This window comes from Candidatus Poriferisocius sp. (genome assembly GCF_965219815.1).
In the GTDB taxonomy this organism is placed as follows: Bacteria; Actinomycetota; Acidimicrobiia; order Acidimicrobiales; family Bin134; genus Poriferisocius.
In genome coordinates this window covers 2,621,986-2,642,295 of the sequence record NZ_OZ244791.1, presented here as the reverse complement: position 1 = coordinate 2,642,295, position 20,310 = coordinate 2,621,986, and the positions used below count along the sequence as shown (strand labels likewise).

At 63.6% G+C, this 20,310-nt stretch carries 19 protein-coding genes; 8 read left to right on the top strand and 11 right to left on the bottom strand.

Annotation, left to right across the window (positions count from 1 at the left end):
* Positions 1 to 26 precede the first annotated feature (26 nt).
* Positions 27 to 1,031 carry an SDR family NAD(P)-dependent oxidoreductase gene (locus ACOQPI_RS12695; RefSeq protein WP_420619995.1) on the top strand — a complete coding sequence of 335 codons (1,005 nt, stop codon included), beginning with the start codon at positions 27 to 29 and terminating at the stop codon, positions 1,029 to 1,031.
* A gap of 24 nt (positions 1,032 to 1,055) precedes the next feature.
* On the opposite strand, the gene rapZ is transcribed toward ACOQPI_RS12695, so the two are convergent.
* A complete protein-coding gene (gene rapZ, locus ACOQPI_RS12690) occupies positions 1,056 to 1,928 on the bottom strand; it encodes an RNase adapter RapZ (protein ID WP_420619994.1) in 873 nt (290 codons plus the stop codon).
* Between the two features lie 9 nt (positions 1,929 to 1,937).
* Positions 1,938 to 3,806: an excinuclease ABC subunit UvrC gene (gene uvrC, locus ACOQPI_RS12685; protein WP_420619993.1), complete on the bottom strand. Its 1,869-nt coding sequence runs from the start codon at positions 3,804 to 3,806 to the stop codon at positions 1,938 to 1,940.
* A 221-nt stretch (positions 3,807 to 4,027) separates the two neighbouring features.
* Between uvrC and nadA the strand changes: the two genes are divergently transcribed.
* Positions 4,028 to 5,122, top strand: a complete 1,095-nt coding sequence (gene nadA / locus ACOQPI_RS12680) for a quinolinate synthase NadA (RefSeq protein WP_420619992.1) — start codon at positions 4,028 to 4,030, stop codon at positions 5,120 to 5,122.
* Between the two features lie 40 nt (positions 5,123 to 5,162).
* On the opposite strand, the gene ACOQPI_RS12675 is transcribed toward nadA, so the two are convergent.
* From ACOQPI_RS12675 to ACOQPI_RS12660, 4 genes are all read right to left on the bottom strand, one after another.
* The gene (locus ACOQPI_RS12675; RefSeq protein ID WP_420619991.1) at positions 5,163 to 6,332 is read right to left on the bottom strand and encodes an aromatic ring-hydroxylating oxygenase subunit alpha; all 1,170 of its coding nucleotides are present in this window, start codon (positions 6,330 to 6,332) and stop codon (positions 5,163 to 5,165) included.
* Between the two features lie 69 nt (positions 6,333 to 6,401).
* Positions 6,402 to 7,946 (bottom strand): acyl-CoA synthetase, encoded by a 1,545-nt coding sequence (locus ACOQPI_RS12670; protein ID WP_420619990.1) that lies wholly within the window; start codon positions 7,944 to 7,946, stop codon positions 6,402 to 6,404.
* A 296-nt stretch (positions 7,947 to 8,242) separates the two neighbouring features.
* On the bottom strand, positions 8,243 to 8,554 hold the full coding sequence (locus ACOQPI_RS12665; protein WP_420619989.1) for a DUF3467 domain-containing protein: 312 nt from the start codon (positions 8,552 to 8,554) through the stop codon (positions 8,243 to 8,245).
* Positions 8,555 to 8,619: 65 nt separating this feature from the next.
* The gene (locus ACOQPI_RS12660) at positions 8,620 to 8,991 is read right to left on the bottom strand and encodes a hypothetical protein (protein ID WP_420619988.1); all 372 of its coding nucleotides are present in this window, start codon (positions 8,989 to 8,991) and stop codon (positions 8,620 to 8,622) included.
* Positions 8,992 to 9,119: 128 nt separating this feature from the next.
* Here ACOQPI_RS12660 and ACOQPI_RS12655 point away from each other — a divergent pair, with 128 nt between their 5' ends.
* Both ACOQPI_RS12655 and ACOQPI_RS12650 read left to right on the top strand, forming a co-directional pair.
* A complete protein-coding gene (locus tag ACOQPI_RS12655; RefSeq protein WP_420619987.1) occupies positions 9,120 to 9,257 on the top strand; it encodes a hypothetical protein in 138 nt (45 codons plus the stop codon).
* Positions 9,250 to 9,480, top strand: a complete 231-nt coding sequence (locus ACOQPI_RS12650) for an antitoxin HicB (RefSeq protein ID WP_420619986.1) — start codon at positions 9,250 to 9,252, stop codon at positions 9,478 to 9,480. The genes ACOQPI_RS12655 and ACOQPI_RS12650 overlap by 8 nt, the downstream gene beginning before the upstream one ends.
* A gap of 30 nt (positions 9,481 to 9,510) precedes the next feature.
* Here the strand turns inward: ACOQPI_RS12650 and ACOQPI_RS12645 are convergent, their stop codons facing one another.
* On the bottom strand, positions 9,511 to 9,738 hold the full coding sequence (locus ACOQPI_RS12645) for a hypothetical protein (RefSeq protein WP_420619985.1): 228 nt from the start codon (positions 9,736 to 9,738) through the stop codon (positions 9,511 to 9,513).
* Between the two features lie 148 nt (positions 9,739 to 9,886).
* Between ACOQPI_RS12645 and ACOQPI_RS12640 the strand changes: the two genes are divergently transcribed.
* A complete protein-coding gene (locus ACOQPI_RS12640) occupies positions 9,887 to 10,123 on the top strand; it encodes a type II toxin-antitoxin system Phd/YefM family antitoxin (protein WP_420619984.1) in 237 nt (78 codons plus the stop codon).
* A 4-nt stretch (positions 10,124 to 10,127) separates the two neighbouring features.
* Here the strand turns inward: ACOQPI_RS12640 and tcmP are convergent, their stop codons facing one another.
* Together tcmP and ACOQPI_RS12630 are read right to left on the bottom strand one after the other, a co-directional pair.
* Positions 10,128 to 11,081 (bottom strand): three-Cys-motif partner protein TcmP, encoded by a 954-nt coding sequence (gene tcmP, locus ACOQPI_RS12635; RefSeq protein WP_420619983.1) that lies wholly within the window; start codon positions 11,079 to 11,081, stop codon positions 10,128 to 10,130.
* 18 nt (positions 11,082 to 11,099) lie between these two features.
* Positions 11,100 to 11,855 carry a DUF5131 family protein gene (locus tag ACOQPI_RS12630; protein ID WP_420619982.1) on the bottom strand — a complete coding sequence of 252 codons (756 nt, stop codon included), beginning with the start codon at positions 11,853 to 11,855 and terminating at the stop codon, positions 11,100 to 11,102.
* A gap of 156 nt (positions 11,856 to 12,011) precedes the next feature.
* Between ACOQPI_RS12630 and ACOQPI_RS12625 the strand changes: the two genes are divergently transcribed.
* Together ACOQPI_RS12625 and ACOQPI_RS12620 are read left to right on the top strand one after the other, a co-directional pair.
* Positions 12,012 to 13,205: a DUF222 domain-containing protein gene (locus tag ACOQPI_RS12625; RefSeq protein ID WP_420619981.1), complete on the top strand. Its 1,194-nt coding sequence runs from the start codon at positions 12,012 to 12,014 to the stop codon at positions 13,203 to 13,205.
* 92 nt (positions 13,206 to 13,297) lie between these two features.
* A complete protein-coding gene (locus ACOQPI_RS12620) occupies positions 13,298 to 13,753 on the top strand; it encodes a VOC family protein (protein WP_420619980.1) in 456 nt (151 codons plus the stop codon).
* A gap of 29 nt (positions 13,754 to 13,782) precedes the next feature.
* On the opposite strand, the gene ACOQPI_RS12615 is transcribed toward ACOQPI_RS12620, so the two are convergent.
* Together ACOQPI_RS12615 and uvrA are read right to left on the bottom strand one after the other, a co-directional pair.
* Positions 13,783 to 15,315, bottom strand: coding sequence for an alkaline phosphatase PhoX (locus tag ACOQPI_RS12615; protein ID WP_420619979.1), 1,533 nt, complete (start codon positions 15,313 to 15,315; stop codon positions 13,783 to 13,785).
* Between the two features lie 68 nt (positions 15,316 to 15,383).
* The gene (gene uvrA, locus ACOQPI_RS12610; RefSeq protein ID WP_420619978.1) at positions 15,384 to 18,242 is read right to left on the bottom strand and encodes an excinuclease ABC subunit UvrA; all 2,859 of its coding nucleotides are present in this window, start codon (positions 18,240 to 18,242) and stop codon (positions 15,384 to 15,386) included.
* An 80-nt stretch (positions 18,243 to 18,322) separates the two neighbouring features.
* Here uvrA and ACOQPI_RS12605 point away from each other — a divergent pair, with 80 nt between their 5' ends.
* A complete protein-coding gene (locus tag ACOQPI_RS12605) occupies positions 18,323 to 20,302 on the top strand; it encodes an FAD-dependent oxidoreductase (RefSeq protein WP_420619977.1) in 1,980 nt (659 codons plus the stop codon).
* Positions 20,303 to 20,310 lie beyond the last annotated feature (8 nt).

The following is a 20,310-nucleotide window of genomic DNA, read 5'->3' as shown; positions in this document are numbered from 1 at the left end:
CATCGAGCAACGATGTACCGTTGGCCATGAGCCAAGCACCAAAGAAGCGCACCGTGGTCAACGCGATCACCGGGGCGGTTCGCGACTTCCGCAATCTGAGAACCCCCGATGTCGAACCGGTTCCCGACGACGTGCGGATCGATGGCAAGACGTGTTTGGTGACCGGGGCGAACAGCGGGTTGGGGCGGGCGGCGGCCATCGAGCTGGCTCGGCGGGGCGGAAACATGATCTTGGCCTGCCGCCCCGGCCACAACGAGACCTGCGATGAGATCAAAGAGGCGTCGGGTTCGGAGACCGTGGAGATGGTGGAGGTGGACCTGGCCGATGTCCGCTCGGTGCATCACTGTTGCGATGAGCTCCAACGGAGGGGCGCCCGGATCGACATCGCTCTCATGAACGCCGGCTTGATGACTCCCACTGCGAGGGAGACCCCACAGGGGTACGACACCATGTTCGCCGTTCACTTCCTGTCCAAGCGGGTGATGATCGACCGGTGGCTGAAGGACGGCGTCATCCGCCCCGCGGGCCCTGGCGAAGAGCTACCGAGAATCGTGTTCGTCTCGTCGGAATCGCACCGGTCTTATGAGGCAATCGAATTCGAAGACTTAGGCGAATACGCCGAATACGGGATCAAGGAGAGCATGCGGCACTACGGGCTCAGCAAGCTGGTGTTGAGCACCTATGCCACCGAGCTGTCGCGCCGCCTGAACCCGCACGAGAACCCTGAGGTGGCCGTGCACGCGCTGTGCCCTGGAGGCGTGTCCACCAAGATCGCCCGAGACGCGCCCGCGCTGCTGAAGCCGATCGTCAACCCGGCGCTGCGGCTGTTCTTCCGGTCCCCCGAGAAGGCCATGGCACCCATCGTCTATCTCTGCTGTGCACCAGAAGCAGGAGCATCCACCGGGATGTACCTCCACCTGATGAATCGCAAGGCGGTTTCAGACAGCGCCGCCGACCCCGACAACGGGGCCAGGCTGTGGGACGCCAGTGAAGCAATGGTGGCGAAATATGGGAACGGGGACGCCACCTGAACCCGGTGCTGCTGCCTCTCCGGGCTATTTGTCGATGTCTCGGTGGACGACGAGGGGGCGGACGCCGAGATCTGTGCTCTCGATGAGTCGGCGGCTGATGTCTTCGGCCACAAATACTGAGCGGTGGTGGCCCCCGGTGCAGCCGAAGGCGATTGTGAGATACGACTTGCCCTCCCGCACATAGGCGGGTACCAACATTGTCAACAGGTCCTCGGTCTTTTGCAGGAAGGTCTCAGCCATGGGCTGGCCGTTGAGCAGGAAGTCTCTCACCGCCTCGTCTTGACCGGTGAGCGGGCGAAGCTCCTCCACCCAGTGGGGATTGGGCAGGAAACGGCAGTCCAACACCAGGTCGGCGTCGAGCGGGATGCCGTGCTTGAAGCCGAAAGACATAATCCGGGTGGTCATCGATTCCGGTCCGGCGTCCAGCTCGAACACCTCGTCGATGAAGTGGTTGAGCTGGTAGATGCTGTATTCGGAGGTGTCCACCACCACGTCGGCCTGGCTGCGCAAGTTGACCAGAGACTCCCGCTCGGCCTCGATGGCGTCGGACACACCCATCGGCGGGACGCTGGAGAACGGATGCCGGCGCTTGGTGCTCTCAAATCTCTTCACCAGCTCCGGGGTGGAGGCGTCGAGGAAGAGTATGCGCACCGACCCTTGAGCTGATTCCTTGAGCTCGACCAGTGCGGGGGCAACATCCTCGTAGTAGAGGTTCAGCCCCAGCACCAGGCCCACTCGGGAGATGCCGCTGTCGGGGGCATCGGCAAACTCCTGGACCTTGGGCACCAGTGCGGGGGGCAGGTTGTCGACCACGTACCAGCCCAGGTCTTCAAAATGGTTGGCGGCCTGCGACCGGCCCGCTCCCGACATCCCGGTGATCACCACGAACTCGGCCACGACCTCAGGCTACCGATCCGCTCGTGGGCCGTGGAGCTTCTCGTAGATCGAATGGGCCACCGCATCAGGGAGCCAGCTCAGGGCCAGCAGGTCGTCGAGCGAGGCCCGCTCCACCGCCCGCACCCCGCCCATCTCCTTGACCAGCCGGGCTCGGCGGGTGGGGCCGAGGCCGGCGATGCCGTCCAGCGAGGATCGGGTCATCCGCTTGCCCCGGAGCTGGCGGTGGTAGTCGTTGGCGAAGCGGTGGCTCTCGTCCCGGATGCGCTGGAGCAGGTACAGGCTCTCCGAAGGCCTCGGGATCTCCACCGGAGCGGCCCGGCCCGGCACGAACACCTGCTCGAACTCCTTGGCCAGCCCCGCGGGGAAGATCTCCCCGTCCAGGCCCAGTTCGGCCAGCACCCGCTCGGCCACGCCGAGCTGCCCCTTGCCGCCGTCCACCACCAGGAGTTGCGGCGGGTAGGCGAACTTGCCCTTCTCCTCCACCGGGCGATCGCGCTCGTCCAGGTAGTTGGTGAGCCGCCGGGTGAGCACCTCTTCCATGGCGGCGTAGTCGTCGTTGCCCCCCACGGTTCGCACCTTGAACCGGCGGTATTCCGACTTGCGGGGCAGCCCGTCTTCCATCACCACCATCGAGCCCACGTAATCGGACCCCTGAAGATGGCTCATGTCGTAGCACTCGATCCGCAGAGGGGCCTCGGGCAGGCTCAGGCATTCCTGGAGGTCGTTGAGGGCCCGGGCCCGGCTGTTGTGGTCGGTGCTGCGCTTGAGCCGGTGGCGGGCGAAGGCGTCGGCCGCGTTGCGGGCCACCGTCTCCTGGAGCTTGCGCTTGGTCCCCCGCTGGGGCACGGCGATGGCCACCTTGGACCCCCGCTGCTCCCGCAGCCACTCCTCGTACAGTTCCTGGTTGTGGGGCAGGTCGGGAACCAGCACCTGTTTGGGGCTGCCCAACGGGTTCTCCTCGAAATAAAGTCGCTCCAGCACCCGGCTCACCAACTCATCGCGGCCCAGATCACCGGCTTTGTCCACGATGAAGCCCCGGCGGCCCATCACCCGGCCCTTGCGGACGTAGAATACCTGGCAGGCCGCCTCCAGCTCGTCGTCCACCAGGCCGACCACGTCGTAGTCCTCTGAGCGGCCCCCCACCATTTCTTGGCCCTCAATGGCCTTGCGCACGGTGGCCAGCCGATCCCGGCACCGGGCGGCCTGCTCAAACTCCAGGGCGGCCGAAGCCTGGGCCATGTCGTCTTCCAGCCGCTTCACCACCTCGTCGGTGTCGCCGCCCAGAAAGGCCAACAGGTCGTCCACCATCTCGTCGTAGCGCTCCCGCTCCACCTCGCCTACGCACGGTCCGGCGCACTTCTCGATGTGGTACAGCAGGCACGGGCGGCCGAGGCGGGCGTGGTGATTGAACTTGTTGTCGCTGCATGTGCGGATGGGGAAGGTGCGCAATAGCTGGTCGAGGGTCTCTCGAATGGCGTAGGCGTGGCCGTAGGGGCCGAAATAGCGGTTGCCCTTCTTCTTGCGGCCCCGGATGACCATGGCCCGGGGCCACTCGTCCACCATGGTCACGCACAAGAACGGGTAGCTCTTGTCGTCGCGGTAGCGGACGTTGAACCGGGGCTGATGCTGCTGGATGAGGCTGTACTCCAGCATCAGCGCCTCCACCTCGGTGTCCACCTGAATCCACTCCACCGATTCGGCCTCAGCCACCATCTGAGCGGTGCGGGGTGGCAGGTAGGCCGGGTTCTGGAAGTAGCTGCCCAGCCGGGACCGCAGACTCTTCGCCTTGCCCACGTAGATGAGCCGCCCGTGGCGGTCTTTGAACTGGTACGAGCCCGCGGCGTCGGGAATGGTGCCGGGGGGCGGGCGGTTCAACATGCTCCTCCCATCCTACGAGCCAGGCGGCGGGCGGTTGCCCTCGCTTCAGACCCCGACTCTTGCCATTTGATTCTGTATTAGCGACAGGTAATATTTTTAACGCCGGCCAGGTATCCGGCGACATATCGAATTCTGAGGCCGACATCCCCGTGGCGAGGCGACCTGGCTGTCCCCACCGGCCGTTAATTGGAGTTCCCGTACCTCACGGAGGTTCCCAAAACATGTTGCGCGTTCAGCGACCGCTCCCCGAGCGGTACACAACGGCATCGCCCCCGCAGTTGGCGGAGTGGATTGGCGACGCCAAGAGAACCCTGGGCGACCGGCTGTTCATTCTCGGGCATCACTACCAACGCGACGAGGTGATGGCCTGGGCCGATGCCCGCGGCGACTCCTTCCGGCTGTCGGTGCTGGCCCAACAGCGCCCCGAGGCCGAGTACATCGTGTTCTGCGGGGTCCACTTCATGGCCGAGTCGGCCGACATCTTGACCGGCGACCATCAGCAGGTGGTGCTCCCCGACCTGAACGCGGGCTGCTCAATGGCCGACATGGCTGACATCGATCAGGTGGAAGAGGCCTGGGAGGAGCTGGCCCGGGTGACCGACATCGACCGGGTGGTGCCCATCACCTACATGAACTCGGCCGCAAACCTGAAGGCGTTCGTGGCCCGCCACGGCGGGGCGGTTTGCACTTCGTCTAATGCCCGGGCGGTTTTGACGTGGGCGCTGGAGCGGGGCGATCAGGTGCTGTTCTTCCCCGACCAGCACCTGGGGCGCAACACCGGGTTCGACATGGGATACGACGAGACCGACATGGCGGTGTGGAATCCCCGCTTCGAGCTGGGCGGGCTGACCGAGGCCGAGTGCAAGGAATCGGTGCTTTTGCTGTGGCGGGGGCACTGCTCGGTACACCAGCGGTTCCAGCCCGACCACGTTTCTGCGTTTCGGGCCGAGCATCCCGATGGGATCGTGGTGGTCCACCCCGAGTGCAGCCGGGAGGTGTGCGCGGTGGCCGACCAGGTGGGATCGACCGACTACATCATCAAGGCGGTGGCTGCCGCTCCAGCCGGTTCGGTGATCGGGGTGGGCACTGAGATCCACCTGGTGAACCGTCTGAACGATGAGACTCCGGACAAAACGGTGGTGTCGCTTGACCCGCTGATCTGCCCGTGCTCGACGATGTTCCGCATCGATGCCGCCCATCTGGCCTGGACGCTGGAGGGCCTGGTTGAGGACAGGGTCCGCAACCGCATCACCGTGGAGCCGGATATTGCGGCCGACGCCCGCATCGCCCTCGACCGGATGCTGAGTATTACCTAGCTGGTGTTTTTGGGCAGCGGAGGCTAGCTGCCCGGCACTCTTAGCTGTCTCGGTCCACGCTCAGCTCGGCGTAGCGCTCCACCGCGTGGTGGTAGTGCTGCAAGCTGGGCTCGTTGCGACCGAAGAGCACCTCGGCGGTGGCGCCGCTCTTGAGGGCGTTTTGGATCTGGAAGCCCACCCAGTAGTCCTCATCTCGCACCGCTTGAAGCACTAGGGCGCTGAACTGCTCGGCTGTCTCGCGCTCATCATCGGTGGACGGTTCGTGGCGGCAGAGCACGGTCTGGATGGTGAGGCTGGTGTCTACCGTTGGACCGGGGAACAGCTGGCTCAGCAGGCAGTAGTCGCCCAGAATCCCGGAGATCGACACGTTGGGGAAGATGGAGTGGATCAGGCGGATGTGCTCGTCGAGGTCCCATTCATCTTCGGGCTGGTTCACCAGCTTGGGCAGCGACTTTCGACCGAACACGATGCGCTGGTGCGGCCCCCAGGTGTCGTGGGCCATGAGGTTGCCGATGGTGTTCAGCCCCACGGTCTTGGGGTGGAGCCGCTCCTGGTGGTAGCCCTCCAAGTAGCCGTCCCATGCCACCTTCCAGCCGGGGCCGTCGAGGGTGCGCTGCTCGAAGATGTGCCACTGATCGAGGTCGAGGGCGGCGACATAGGGACCGAAGTCGCCCAGAAAGGCGTCGATGTCGAAGGTGATGCCGGGGGTGAGGCTGGCGAACACGAAACCGGCTTTCTCGGCACAGGCCAGTGGAGTGAGGGAGAGGTGGTCGCGGTCGACGTCGCCGAAGGTGTGGGCGCCGAACATGCCCACCAGGTCGCCGGCGGTGTCGTACGACCAGGCGTGGTAGGGGCAGCTCAGCCGTTGAGCCGACCCTGCCGACCCGGCCTCGCACAGCGGCGACCCCCGGTGGCGGCACACGTTGAGGAACGCCCGGGCCGCACCGTCGGCGCCCCGGGTGAGCAGCACCGGCACGCCCATGACGTCCATGGCCTTGTAGGTATCGGGGGCGGGAAGCTCCGAGCTGAGGGCCAGCGCCAAGGGCAGATGCTTGAAGATGCGCTCCACCTCGTACTCGAAGCGCTCCTGGTCGAGGTAGGCGTCTACCGACTGGCGCATCACATCAGGGGCCAGATCGGTGGTGTTGTCCTGCCACAGACCGAAGACCCGGCGGGTCAGGTCCCGGATCGCGTCGTCGGTGTAGGCCATCTGCCTACTCTAACTTTCGGGGTAATTCCGGCTGGAACCGGGAGTGTGGTGGCCAAAGAGGCCGGGCGGCTAGGACTGCCGGGCCAGGTATTCCTCGCGCAGCGGCTTCTTGTACAGCTTGCCGGTGGGCAGCCGGGGGAACTCGGCCCGGAAGTCCACCACCCGGGGCACCTTGAAGCCGGCCAAATTCTGGCGGGCGAAGGCCCGCAACTCCTCGGCCAGCTCGTCGGACGGCTCTACGCCGTCTTCGAGCTGCACCACCGCGTGGACGTACTCCCCCATCTCGTCGTCGGGCAGGCCGAACACCGCTACGTCGGCCACCTGGGGGTGCAGAGCGAAACAGGCCTCGATCTCCTGGGGGTAGATGTTGACCCCGCCACTGATGATCATGAATGTCGCCCGGTCGGTGAGGTATAGGTAGCCGTCGGCATCGAGGTATCCGACGTCGCCCACCGTGGACCAGTTGTCGTGCTGGGGATGGCGGGATTCTCTTGTCTTCTCCGGGTCGTCGTGATATTCGAAGGTTGGGGTTTCCTGCTCGAAATAGACCACCCCCGGCTCCCCGGTGCCGAGCTCGCGGCCGTCGTCGTCGCAGATGTGGGGGACTCCCATCATCGCCTTGCCCACCGACCCCTTGTGCTCGAGCCAGTCTTCGGCACCGATGAAGCACAGCCCGTTGCCCTCGGTGGCGGCGTAGTACTCCTGGATGATCGGACCCCACCACTCGATCATCTGCTCCTTGACCGGCACCGGGCAGGGCGCGGCGGCGTGGACCGCCATCTTCAACGACGACAGGTCGTAGCGGTTGCGAACCTCCTCGGGCAGCTTGAGCAGGCGGATGAACATGGTGGGCACCATCTGGGTGTCGGTCACCGAATACTGCTCGACATAGGCCAAGAAGCGCTCGGGGTCGAAGCGGTCCATGATCACGAGCGTGCCGCCTAGCTCGTGAACTCCGGCGCTGTACATCAGCGGGGCGGAGTGATAGAGCGGCGCCGGGCTCAGGTACACCGAGTTCTCGTCCATGCCCAGCAGGTGCTGCTCAAGCATGCCGATGCCCGACAGGCTGGCATCGTGTACCTCCACGCCGGTCAGAGGGCGCTTGATTCCCTTGGGCCGACCGGTGGTGCCCGACGAGTACAGCATCACCTCGCCCTTGGGCAGCCGGGACAGCGGCTCAGACGACATGGCCGCGGCGGCATCCTCGTACGACTCAAAGCCGTCCACGGCACCGTCCATCATCAGCCTGTGCCGACAGTCGGGAATGAGGTCGAGCATCTGCGAAGCAGTATTGGCCATCGCCAGGGTGGTTATCAGCGCGCTCGACCCGCTGTCGTTCACCACATAAGCCGCCTCCTCCGGCGACAGATAGCGGTTGATGGTGGTGAAGTACAGCCCCGACGTCATCGCCGCCCAGAACACCTCGTAATACCGGCGATTGTTCTCCGCCAAGATGCAGATGTGGTCGCCCTCCCGCAACCCCCGGTCATGCAGCAGCTGTGCCAGCCGGTTAGCCGCCTCATTCAGCTCCCGGTAAGTGGTGACCTCCCCCGTACCAGCCATGATCTGCGCCGCCTTGTCCGGCGTAGTACGAGCGTGCTGTCCCGGATACATGCGTAGATAGCTCCCCTTCGGTCAACTGCCAGAGGGAGAGTAGCGGCCTGTCAACGAAGGGGGCAGATCACTGCTCTTCGGAGTCCGGGGAGCCGGGACCGGGCCGACGGCAGCGGTGTGGGACCACCGCCAAGCGCCCGTAGTCCAAGTATCCTTCCGGCAAGACGCCAGTTATGTGGCGCGGCTTGGGGTACGGGTCCGCGATCATTCGCAGTCGATACCGGCGTGGCGGCTGACCAGGGTAGAGGGATACCTCAACCTCCTCTTCGCTCAGCACCCAACTCTCGTCGTGTTCGCTACTCATCGTCTTGCTCCTCCTCCAACCATCGCATCTCCGTGGGCACAACAATCGAAGCCCACAAAGTGAGGTTAGCGTCAAGCACCTTGATGAGCTGCTCGACAAATTGAGGCGACATGTTGACCCGTTGCACAAGAACCCCCTGAATGGGGTCCGCAGTCGTGAAATCCAGCCGCACGAAATCCAAGGTGAATTCGTAGGGTGAGTGGCTGACTCTGGCGAAGTTCGCCCAAACACCTCCCGCCATCTCCGGCAAGATCCGGATATCGAAGTCATCCGGCTGCTGGTTGGGGTCTTGCTCAAGCGCCATCGGTGCTGGTCCTCAGCAATTCCACGGCAGGCCCTCTCGGTACTCCAGTCCGTGCTTCGGAGACATCACAACTCATTGCAGCCCCGGAAGCCGGGATCGGGGCCGGAGCGGCGGGGTGGGGCGAAGAAGTCGTTCTCATCGTCGTCGAGCCGACTGCACTTCCGCAGCATCGCCCGCCGCTCAGCCTCCAAGAACAGGTACCGGGCCACGTCATCAGGTGTGTCATCGCTGGTGAATAAATCAGCAGCCACGGGATCCCGCATGAGCTCACGCCGAATGTCGTCCTTGGTGACCACCGTCCCATCGGGCCCGACAGCCCGCACCTTCTTCAACCGCCGCCGATGCCACTTGTTCCTCAAGTAGGGGTACAGCAACCCCAGATTTAACATCATCAACCCGAACGAACTGATCGTCACCGCCGTCAGGAACACGCCCATCCCGTGTTTCTCCTCGCTTGTGCAAATTGCCTGGGCGCCCTGATCTTCGGGTGCGATATTTTCTAGCTATTACAATATATTTCTATATATGCTAATGCAAGTGACGATCTTGGCAAAAAGGCGGCGGCATGGAACCCGCGGTCGTACAGTGCCTCGCACCACCTAGATTGCTGGTTCTCCAGCCCCGCAAGGGCAAGGCGAAGCCCTACCAGGTGCGCCAGGTGCTGAGGGTGCTTGAGGCGATGGAGGAGTTCGAAGATGATTGATCAATACCGTTTCTGGACTGAGTGGTCCGAAGAGGACGGCGAGTGGGTCGGCTTGTGCGACGGGTTTCCCTTGATCAGCTGGTTGGAGCCAGACCGAGAAGCGGCAGAGTCCGGCATCCGGGCAGTGGTCGCCGAGGCCATCGAGCACCTATTGGCCGAAGGAAGGCCGCTGCCGGAGCCTGGGGTGAAGTGGCCTCCTCAGGTGGCGGCACGTCGCCCCTAGACCGATTGGGGATCACTGACTGGGGCACAGTCAGCCCAGACGAGCGAACTTAAGTCCTTCAACTGACTCCACATCGGCCACCGCCGACCGAACTGCCTCCTCAACGGAACCTGCCTCACGATCGAAGTCCAAGAATTGAACCCCCTCGGACGACCCGACTAGCGCATCATCACAGCCTGCCTCGAACAACGCGTCGACAACTTCATCCGTCTTGAGATCGCGATCCTCAACAACCAGGGTGAACGTAAACCTCTGCATCCCGATCGTCCTCCTGGGCCCACCAACTCCGCCTAGCTGAAACCATACAACGCATTGGCCAAGGCCTGGGCGCGGCAAAACGTGAGCCATTACTGCGCTGCCGGAATTTCGTCAGGGTTTGAAGGGCTCCCCGGATTAGATTTGAGACGTGGCCCCCTCAACCGCGTTTGAGCTGTGCAACCACTGCTCTAGCGCCATCAACCAGATGCATGATGGCGAGCACGTCATCGTGACCCAATCGGGACAGCCCGTGGCTGAACTCCGACCCCTGCGCCGAAGAAACGCTGATCCCGCTACTCTGCTCAACCGCTGGCGGCATCTGCCTCACGTCGACCCCGACAAGATGCGCCGCGACATGGACCAGATCATTGACCCGTTCATGTGACGGACTACGTGGAGGTCTCCATGCCGAGAAGCTGCTGGTTTTCATAGCCATCGCTGCTTCGTTTCGCCCATCTCATGAATGAGATGGCACTAGGGTGGTCTGTCGCGTGAATCATGTGGTATTGAGGGCGGCCAGTACCAGGATCCCTTATCAATTGAGGTAGGACATACTGGTACCCGATCTCGTACAACCGGTCGCAATACCGCTCCACTAGAGCACTAAAGGACCGTTCGTCCTGCCAAAGATCCCACCAGACTTCCCGACCTCCAAAGATTCTATCCAATGTTTGGGGGCTGAACGCCTCAGGGTATTTCTGTCGATCGGTGGGCCATAACCGAGTGATTGCTTGATATGTGTTGAAAAGAATCCACAACTCAGTTTTGCAAGCCTTTGGCCTACCTCTTTCAGTCGGCGGGGGTTCATACGTCTTCCATCCCGCAAGCGCTTCAATAGTCGCCCAATCTAGCTGAGTCGATTCTTGATCTAAGAATGCGAAGCATGGCTTCGAAGGATCAAGCTTACCTCCCTGTAGTAAATCTGGAATTTTCAAATTGCAGTCATCATTGTACGTCTGTATTTTTGACTGCTGACTTGGCTTCAGCGACATAATTTCGATGTTCAAAAGCTGAAAACTAGCATTATCTCTTTCTATCAGATGTAAATTGGAGAATGCGCCGCTCTTTGCTGCGATGAGGGACGAGCCATCAACATGTACTGTCTCTCCATTTCCTGTGGACAATCCTCTCCCTGTGCCAGCAAATGCGTCAATGCAGGTACCGTTCCCCGCAACTATCCGGTAAAGCTTCAGATATAAGTCAAATACTTCTAGCTTATTCAATGTCCACCCATGGAATTCCCGCGCTTCGGAAAGTGCATCCTTGGGCCTGGAAATGGATCGTCCCGAATTGATCTCCACTACGAGGGCGTCCAGAACTTCATCGCTAAAGAGATTGTTCATTGGTTCCTTCTTTCGGGGCTAGGAGCCAGCGCAAACTAAGCCGTCTGGCATGTCGTCATGGTGGATGCCGTCCAACTCGCGTCCATTTGCTTTGGGAGTGCGACCACCCCACTGCTTGAAGAAGAAGGCAGTGCCCGCGGCAATGCACTGGTCACGAAGATCCCGAACCCATGATTCCTCGACAGGGCGGGCACCGTGTCCGCTCTCGCCGCCGGCAATCAGCCAATTGATCCCCGACAGGTTGAGATCAGGAAGAGGGCCCAGTAGGGGCTCAGCGCTGATGAACCTCACTGCGGCGTTGACTGAGCGTAGATGGTCGATCCGGAAGGCATATCGCTCCGTTTCTACAGTCACACCCATCCAGATGTTCTCTTGCCAGTCCAGCTCTTCAGCGAGTGCAGCGAGGCGCTGCGAGCGCTTCGTCAGTATCTGGTAGGTGTGTTGTGGCGTGTCGGCCATTACGGCGAACACCTTCTGGATGAACTCCAGCGGTACCTCAGGGTGGAAGAGGTCGCTCATCGAGTTCACGAACACCAACCTGGGTGCCCTCCACCGGTAAGGAAGTTCCAACTGGTACTCGTGGAGCGTCAAGCCGAATCCTGGACCACTGGTTTTGGGGTCTCCGTCGTTCTGGTACTTGGGATTGCCCATTGCCTTGAGCCGCTTGGCCAAAGTGAGCGCGTAGCAGTTGTCACAGCCAATGGAGACCCGATCGCAGCCGGTGGTTGGATTCCAGGTTGTCTCGGTCCACTCAATGCCGGTTCGGTCAGCCATGACCGCTCCCTTTCCGCTGCGGAGTTATCCACAGGCTATACAGAGGGATTCAGACTACTCCTAGGGAGCGACAAGCTCATATCTCGCTGCGTGTCATCCCGCAGGGGGTAGGTGGTGGGAGACCAACTGTCACAGGTGGTGGGTATAGTCGCTGGCATGGCTAATGAGGCTGTGACCAGGGAGTTTGAGGTCACTTTGGAGGTGCCCGTGACAGACCCGGCAGAGATGTCGGGGGCTGAGCGGCGGGCTGCTTTGGTTTCGGTGGGGCGGGCTGAGGCTTGTTTGGCCGGATGGAAGACACGCCTTGTCAATGCCGAGCGGGATCAGCACGGCGTGGAAGCAGTCGAGCGGGTTTTGCGCGAAGAGCTGCAATCGTCCCGCAGAGAGGCCACCCGGGACGTGAAGTCTTCAGCCCAATTGGCCGAACTGCCGGTTACTTCGGCGGGGTTGGAGGCTGGAGAGATCCCGGCGGGTCATGCTCGATTGATTGCTCGGGCGGCTTCTGAGGGTCCAATCGACGAGTCGGTGCTGGCCGAGGCCGCGCAGCGGGAGAACTACGACAAGTTCGCCAAGACGCTGCGAAGCCACCAACAGGAGATGTCGGACGACGATGGGCAGTCGATTTTCGACCGTCAACGTGAGAACCGCACCGCGAGGGCGTTTGTAAGCCGCGAGACCGGGATGTTCGTGCTGTCAGGGGAGTTTGATCCCACAACCGGCGCTCACATTGACACGGTGCTAGCTGCCAAAGAGCGGGAGTTGTGGAATGCGGAGGATCCGAAGAGCCGGCGAACTCCCCAGCAGCGGATGGCCGACGCACTGGCTGAGCTGATACTTGAACCGGGAAAGGGCAAGGCCAAGGGCATCGCGCTGATGGTGGTGGCCGACTACGACGTTGTCAACCAAGAACTGGTCAACGCCCGCCTGGCCGACGGCAGCCCGATCCCAACTAGCGAGCTGATCCGACTGGCCTGCGACGCCGACCTGCTGCCGGGTGTGTTCCGTACTGCCACCCAGGAGATGAACCTGGGTCGCAAGAGGCGCACCGCTTCTGACGCTCAACGGGCCGCCTTGATTTATCGGGACAAGGAGTGCATCGGTTGCGGGGCCAGTGCACACCGGTGCTTCGCCCACCACGTCCAATTCTGGAGGAACGGAGGGCCCACCGACTTCGCCAACCTCGTGCTGGTGTGCAACAAGTGCCATCACAGCATCCATGACGACGGCTGGGAAGTCACTTGCGAATCTGACACTGGACGTCGCAGCGTCAATCCGCCTCCCGACCCCTTCCCCGACTCCGGGGTGGATACATATCGTCCAGCCCAACGAAATTCCGTCCTTCTGAACTGAGGTCTTCTCAAGAAGGCAGCGGCAACCGAATCAATGAACCAGAGATCCAAGCTCGTAGGGTTTGGCTATGAACCCTACGAGGAAGGGCAGGCATGCTGACGGCGGGGATTGACCATGTGGCGACTATTACGAAGGACTCGGATCGGCTTCAGCGGTTTTATGTGGAGAACTTTGGGGCTTTGATTGAGTTTGACGGGCCGGAGTTTCCGGGTGGGCCGCGTATGTCCATCATCAACATTGGGCCGGACTGCGAGCTGAACGTGTTTGAGATTGAGGGGAATACCGAGGCTGACAACCAGATCCCGATGTACGGCAGGGGGCGGATCGACCACATCGGGCTGCTGGCGGCCAGCTTGGAGGAGTTCTCAGAGATCAGAGAACGGCTGATGGCGTCTGGGGCGACCGATGGCGTCGTGACGGTGTTCGGGCGCAAGCTCAGCATGTTCTTCCGGGATCCAGACCGGATGGAGTGCGAGGTGCTGGTGGCCAATCCTGATTTCGACCCCGAGAACGTGATCTTCGGAGAGCCCTCGGCTTTGTTCCAGTAGCAGAGGACGGACCTCGCCGTCGGGGCTGGTTATTCGGCGGGGCGCCTTCTTCGGGTCGCCACTAGGGCTCCGGCTACTACGGCTGCGGCGGCTACGCCTATGCCGACGAAGACTCCGGTGTTTCCGCCTCCTCCTCCGTTGCCACCGGTGTCGGCTGCGGCGGCGATGGTTTCGGTTGGTGCGGGGGTGGCTGCCCTGGTTGATGCGGCCGTGGGGGCCGGGGTTGGTGCCGGTGTGAGCGCGGCTGTGGGGGCGGCTGTGGGAGCGGTAGTTGATGTGGCCGTGGGGGTTGGGGTTGTGACGACGGTCGGAGCGGCAGTCGGTGTTGGCTCCGGCTCTTCGGGCACAATGCCGCGGAAGGGTCCGGTTACCTCGTAGGTGATGCCGGTGAAGTTCCCCGTGATCTCAGATTCGGGAAGGACATCTTCGGCATTGTTGGGGGCCTGACCGCGCTGGCTGGAGAAGTAGAGGCGATCGCGCCGGGGATTGAAGACCGGCCCGGTGATCTCCGACCCGTCCTGGTCCAGAACGCGCAAGAACGGGGCGACCTCGCCCTCGGGCGTGATGATGACGATCTCCATGTTGCCGCCGTCTTCAGCCACATACACGTCGCCGCTGCCTCCGTCCACGGTGAGGTTGTCCACCCCTGAGAGGATCGCGGTTCCCTCCGACACCATGGCCGGGTCGGCCTCGTAGATCCGGCTGTAGGTCTGGTCGGCGGTATTGATCGCATGGATGATGTTGTCGAATTTGGTCGCCCAGAACACGACATCGTTGTGATACCAGATGCCCTCGCCACCCAAGAACGCCGTCGCCTCTCCGGGCAGCTGCTGGCGAGTAAGCGTCTCGGCGGCCGACGGGTCGGGAACTTCAATCCAAGTGACACTCCCGTCTTCCTCCACGCGGGCAGCCTCAAGCAATCCCTCGCTCAAATCCGGGTAGTTGGTGGGGGTGAACCGGTAGAACAGCCCGTCGTACTGGTCCTCGGTCATATACACCTGTTGGCGATCGGGATCGACCGCGGCCGCTTCGTGGGTGAAGATCCCCATCGCCGGATGGGACACCGACGGCTTGGCGCCGGATGGATCGCACTCCCAGATCACCCCGTAGCCGGTGAAGTCCTCCTCACCGGACAAGAAGGTTCCCCATGGGGTCGGCCCGCCGCCGCAATTGGCGTTGCTGTCCCCTAGCAACCGGTAAGCATCGAGGATTTCGCCGTCGGGGCCGTAGTGAATGGCCGAAACTCCCGCGAAACCTGGTCGGAACACCTCGCTGTTGACCGTGTGGTACCAGCCACCCTCGCCGTCGTCGAACACGGCGGCCCCGTCGGGGTAGACAAGCCACCGGTAGTCGGAATTCCCCACCGGCTCACCGGCCATCGCCACTATTCGAGACGTGAACCCGGGGGGCAAGAGGATGCCGTTCTCGTCAGGCTCTATGCCGTCGAGAGCCCCATAGGGCCCGGAGCCGGGTTGGGCGCCCACTGCACTGCCAACCAGGGGAACGGTGACGGCGCCCCCGGTGGCGACAACGGCGGCCCGCAAAAAGTCGCGCCGATCCATAGGCGGAGCCTAATGACTCGGCTAGCAGTCCGCCCGTGGGCTTGGTGACCCGCGTTGCGGTGGGGCAATCAGATGCCCAGCACCGGGCGGAGGAATTTGCCGGTGTAGCTGTGGTCGGAGCGGGCTACTAGCTCAGGAGCGCCTTCGGCCACGACGGTGCCGCCGTTGTCGCCGCCCTCGGGGCCGAGGTCCACGATCCAGTCCGCGGTCTTGACCACGTCGAGGTTGTGCTCGATCACCAGCACGGTGTTGCCCTGGTCCACCAGGCGGCTGAGCACGGCCAGCAGCTTGCGGACGTCGTCGAAGTGCAGGCCGGTGGTGGGCTCATCGAGGATGTAGATGGTGTGGCCGGTGGGGCGCTTGGCCAGCTCGGAGGCCAGCTTCACCCGCTGGGCCTCACCCCCCGACAGCGTGGGGGCGGGCTGGCCGAGGCGGATGTAGCCCAGGCCGACGTCCACCAGGGTCTGCATGTGGCGGGTGATGGCCGGCTGGTTGCCGAAGAACTCCAGGGCATCTGCGCACGACATGTCGAGCACCTCGGAGATGGTCTTGCCCTTGAACTCGATATCGAGGGTGTCTCGGTTGTAGCGGGCCCCCTTGCACACCTCGCAGGGCACGTACACGTCGGGCAGAAAGTGCATCTCGATCTTGATGGTGCCGTCGCCCGAGCAGGCCTCGCAGCGGCCGCCCTTCACGTTGAAGGAGAACCGGCCCGGCATGTAGCCCCTCACCCGCGACTCGGGGGTCTGGGCGAACAGCTTGCGGATGTGGTCGAACACGCTGGTGTAGGTGGCCGGGTTCGACCGGGGGGTGCGGCCGATGGGCTGCTGGTCGATGTTGATCACCTTGTCGAGGGCCTCGGTGCCATCGATGCCCTTGTGCAGACCAGGCGGGATCTTGGACTTGTAGATGCGCTGCATCAGAGACCGGTACAAGATGTCGTTGACCAGGGTGGACTTGCCCGAGCCCGACACCCCGGTCACGGTCACGAAGCAGCCCAGGGGGATGTCGATGTCGATGTCGGCCAGGTTGTGCTCTCGGGCGCCCCGGATGGTGAGCCAGTCGTCGCCGGGATTCCGCCGGTGCTCAGGAATCGGGATCGACTTCTTTCCCGACAGGTACTGGCCGGTGAGCGACCCCTTGTTCTTCATCAGGCCGGCCACCGTCCCGGAGTGGACCACAGTGCCGCCGTGCTCGCCGGCGCCGGGGCCGATGTCCACCACGTGGTCGGCCACCCGCACGGTCTCCTCGTCGTGCTCCACCACCAGCACGGTGTTGCCCAGATCGCGCATCCGCTCCAGGGTGTCGATGAGGCGGCGGTTGTCCCGCTGGTGCAGGCCGATGGAGGGCTCGTCCAGCACGTAGAGCACGCCGACGAGGCCGCTGCCGATCTGCGACGCCAGCCGGATGCGCTGGGCCTCTCCCCCGCTGAGAGTGCCAGCCGACCGCCCCAGAGTCAGATATTCCAGCCCCACGTCGAGCAGGAACTTGAGTCGGGCATTGATCTCCTTGAGCACCTGTCCGGCGATGGCCTGGTCGCGCTCCGACAACTCCAGCGAGGCCAGGGCGGCGGCCGAATCCCGGATCGACAACCCGCACACCTCGTCGATGGTGCGGCCGTCCACGGTCACGGCCAGCGACAGCGGATTCAGCCGGGCACCCTGGCACGTTGAGCAGGCAACCTCCCGCATGTACCCCTCGATCTGGGTCCGCACGGCGTCGGAGTCCGACTCGCTGTGGCGGCGCTGGAGATAGGGGATCACGCCTTCGTAACGGGCGTTGTAGCGGCGGACCCGGCCATAGCGGTTGCGGAACCGGACCTCGGTGCGCTGGTTGGCGATGCCCTTGCCGTAGAGCAGCAGGTCGTGGTGCTGGCGATCGAGGCTTCCCCACGGCTGGTCCATGGGGATGTCCCGATCCTCGGCCACCGATTCCACCAGGCGCTTGAAGTACTGGTTGTGGCCCTTGGCCCACGGGGCGATGGCGCCGTCCTCCAGGCTCAGGTCGGGGTCGGGAATCACCAGCTGGGGATCCACCTCGAACACCGACCCCAGTCCATCGCACGATGTGCACGCCCCGTAGGGCGAGTTGAAGGAGAAGTTGCGGGGGGCCAGCTCCTCGAACGACTTGCCGTCGGAGGGCCGGGACAGGTGCTGGGAGAACGTGATGGTCTGGGGCTCCTCGTCGGAGTCGGCATCCTGGGGCATGACCATCAGCTCGGCCACGCCCTCGGCCAGACCCAGGGCGGTTTCCATCGACTCGGTGAGCCGCCGCTCGATGCCCTCCCGCATCACCAGCCGGTCGACCACCACCGAGATGCTGTGCATCTCGTATCGGGCCAGGTCCAGGTCGTCGATGCCGTTGTCCAGCTCGATCAGGTCGCCGTCCACGATGGCCCGGGCAAACCCGTCGGAGGCCAACTCGGCCAGCATCGTGTCGTAGGTGCCCTTGCGGCCCCGCACCACCGGGGCCAGCACCTGGAACCGAACCCCCTCGTCCATCTCCATCACCCGGTCGACGATCTGCTGGGGGGTCTGGCGCACTAGGCGCTCCCCGGTCTCGGGATCGTGGGGGATGCCGATGCGGGCGAACAGCAGCCGCAGGTAGTCGTACACCTCGGTGATGGTCCCCACCGTGGAGCGGGGATTGCGGGAGGCGCTCTTCTGATCGATGGAGATGGCCGGCGACAGACCGTCGATGAAGTCCACATCGGGCTTGTCCATCTGGCCCAGGAACTGCCGGGCGTAGGCCGACAGCGACTCCACATAGCGGCGCTGCCCCTCGGCGTAGATGGTGTCGAAGGCCAACGACGACTTGCCCGACCCGGAGATGCCGGTGAATACGATGAGCTTGTCGCGGGGTATCGTCAGATGGACGTCGCGCAGGTTGTGCTCACGCGCACCATGGATGACGATCTCGTCGGCCACGCAGTGAACTTATCGGCCCGCGCTGACAATTGAGACAGGAGAGATGGAAAGAGTCGGAGAAAAGGGACCCGAATAGCCCCATGCCCTACCCCAACGTGTTCCAGCCGCTCGACATCGGCGGCTGCACGCTGCCCAACCGAATCGTCCGGGCCGCCCACAGCACCGGCGCGGTCGGCGAGGACCTGATTGCCTACCACGAGGCCCGGGCCAAAGGCGGCGCCGCGCTCACCATTCTCCAGATCGCCGGAGTCCATCCCTCATCGCCCACCGACATCCCGGTGTTCACCGACCGGGTAATCCCGTTCTACGAGGAGATGGCCACCCGCCTGCATGCCGCCGGCGGCAAGGTTTTCCAGCAGCTTTGGCACGGGGGCGCGGCCATCGAGCAGCGGTCGCTCCAGAACTTCCAGCAGCCCTTGGCCCCCAGCGCCATCCCCAGCCCGATGGTGGGAGTGGTCCCTCAGGAGCTGACCCAGGCCATGATCGACGAGCTGGTGGAGGCGTTCGCCACCGCGGCCCGTCGGTGCGAGCAGGGCGGACTCGACGGGGTGGAGCTCCACGGCGCTCACGGCTACCTGATCGGCCAATTCCTCTCCCCAGCCACCAACCTGCGATACGACAGCTATGGCGGCAGTATCGAGAACCGCACCCGGTTCCTGCGGGAGGTCCTGGCCGCCATTCGAACCGAGACCAGCCCCGGCTTCCCCGTCGGGATCCGCATCTCCGCCGACGACCAGATCGAAGGCGGGGTAGAGCCGGAAGAAGCCGCCGCCATCGCCAAGCTGGTGGAACCCGACATCGACTTCCTGGACGTGTCGCTGTCGTCGTACTGGCGCTTCCACCGGCTGCTGTCCACGCTGGACGAGGGACTGGGTTACGAGGTGCCCACCAGCGAGGTGGTGACCAAAGCGGTGGATGTTCCCACCATCGTCACCGGTCGCATCACCACCCTCGACCACGCCGAGCACCTGATCAAGAGCGGTATGGCCGATCTGGTGTCCATCGTGCGGGGGATGATCGCCGACCCCGAGCTGGTAGCCAAGGCCCGCGACGGCCGGGAAAGCGAGACCCGCCCCTGCATCGGCACCTCGGTGGGCTGCGTGGCCCGCTTCATGGTGGCCGGAAAGATGCGCTGCGTGGTCAACACCGCGGCCGGACAAGAAACCAAAGTGCCGTTCGAGCCGCTCGACCGGGTGCCCGAGCCCAAGCGGGTACTCGTGGCTGGCGGCGGCCCAGCCGGCTTGGAGGCAGCCCGCACCGCGGCCCTGAGAGGCCACGAAGTGATCCTCTACGAGATGACCGGCGAACTGGGCGGCCAGGTCCGCATGGCGGCCTCGGCCCCGCCCCGGTCCGACCTGGGGGCGATCACCGCATTCCTGGCCGACGAGCTCGACCGCCTCGGCGTGACCGTGAAGCTCCGCTCCCCCGTCGATCCCGACGTGGTGGCCGAGGAGCGGCCCGACGAGCTGGTCATCGCCACCGGCACCACCCCCCGCCGGGGCTTCCAGATCTCCGCGCCATCAACATCGGTCCCCGGCGCCGACCTACCCCACGTTTACACCAGTTGGGAGGTGCTGGGCTTCGGCGGCCGAGCCGCCATCGGCAAACGAGCAGTGGTGTACGACGACACCGGCACGTTCGAGGCCATATCGGTGTGCGATGCCCTGATGGCCGCGGGCGCCGAGGTGACCTTCCTCAGCCGCCACGAACAACTAGGGGCCACCATCCTGTATCCAGCCGCCACCGTTGAGGCCAGCCGCGAACGGCTGCTAAGCGGACCGTTCTCCTTCACCCCCGCAGTGGCGCTCCGGGCGATCACCTCCGACGCAGTGATCGCCCGCGACCTGGGCACCTACACCGAACGGAGCTTTGACGCCGACACCGTGGTGATCGTGAGCTATCACGACTGCAACAACGAGCTGGCCGATCACCTGCGCTCCGAAATGGATGAGCGATCCGGCACACCCCGCTTCAACATGCACCTGGTGGGCGACGTCAACGGCACCAACAGCATCATGGCCGCCATCCACGCCGGCGCCCGAGTAGGCCGGGAGATCTGACGAAGACA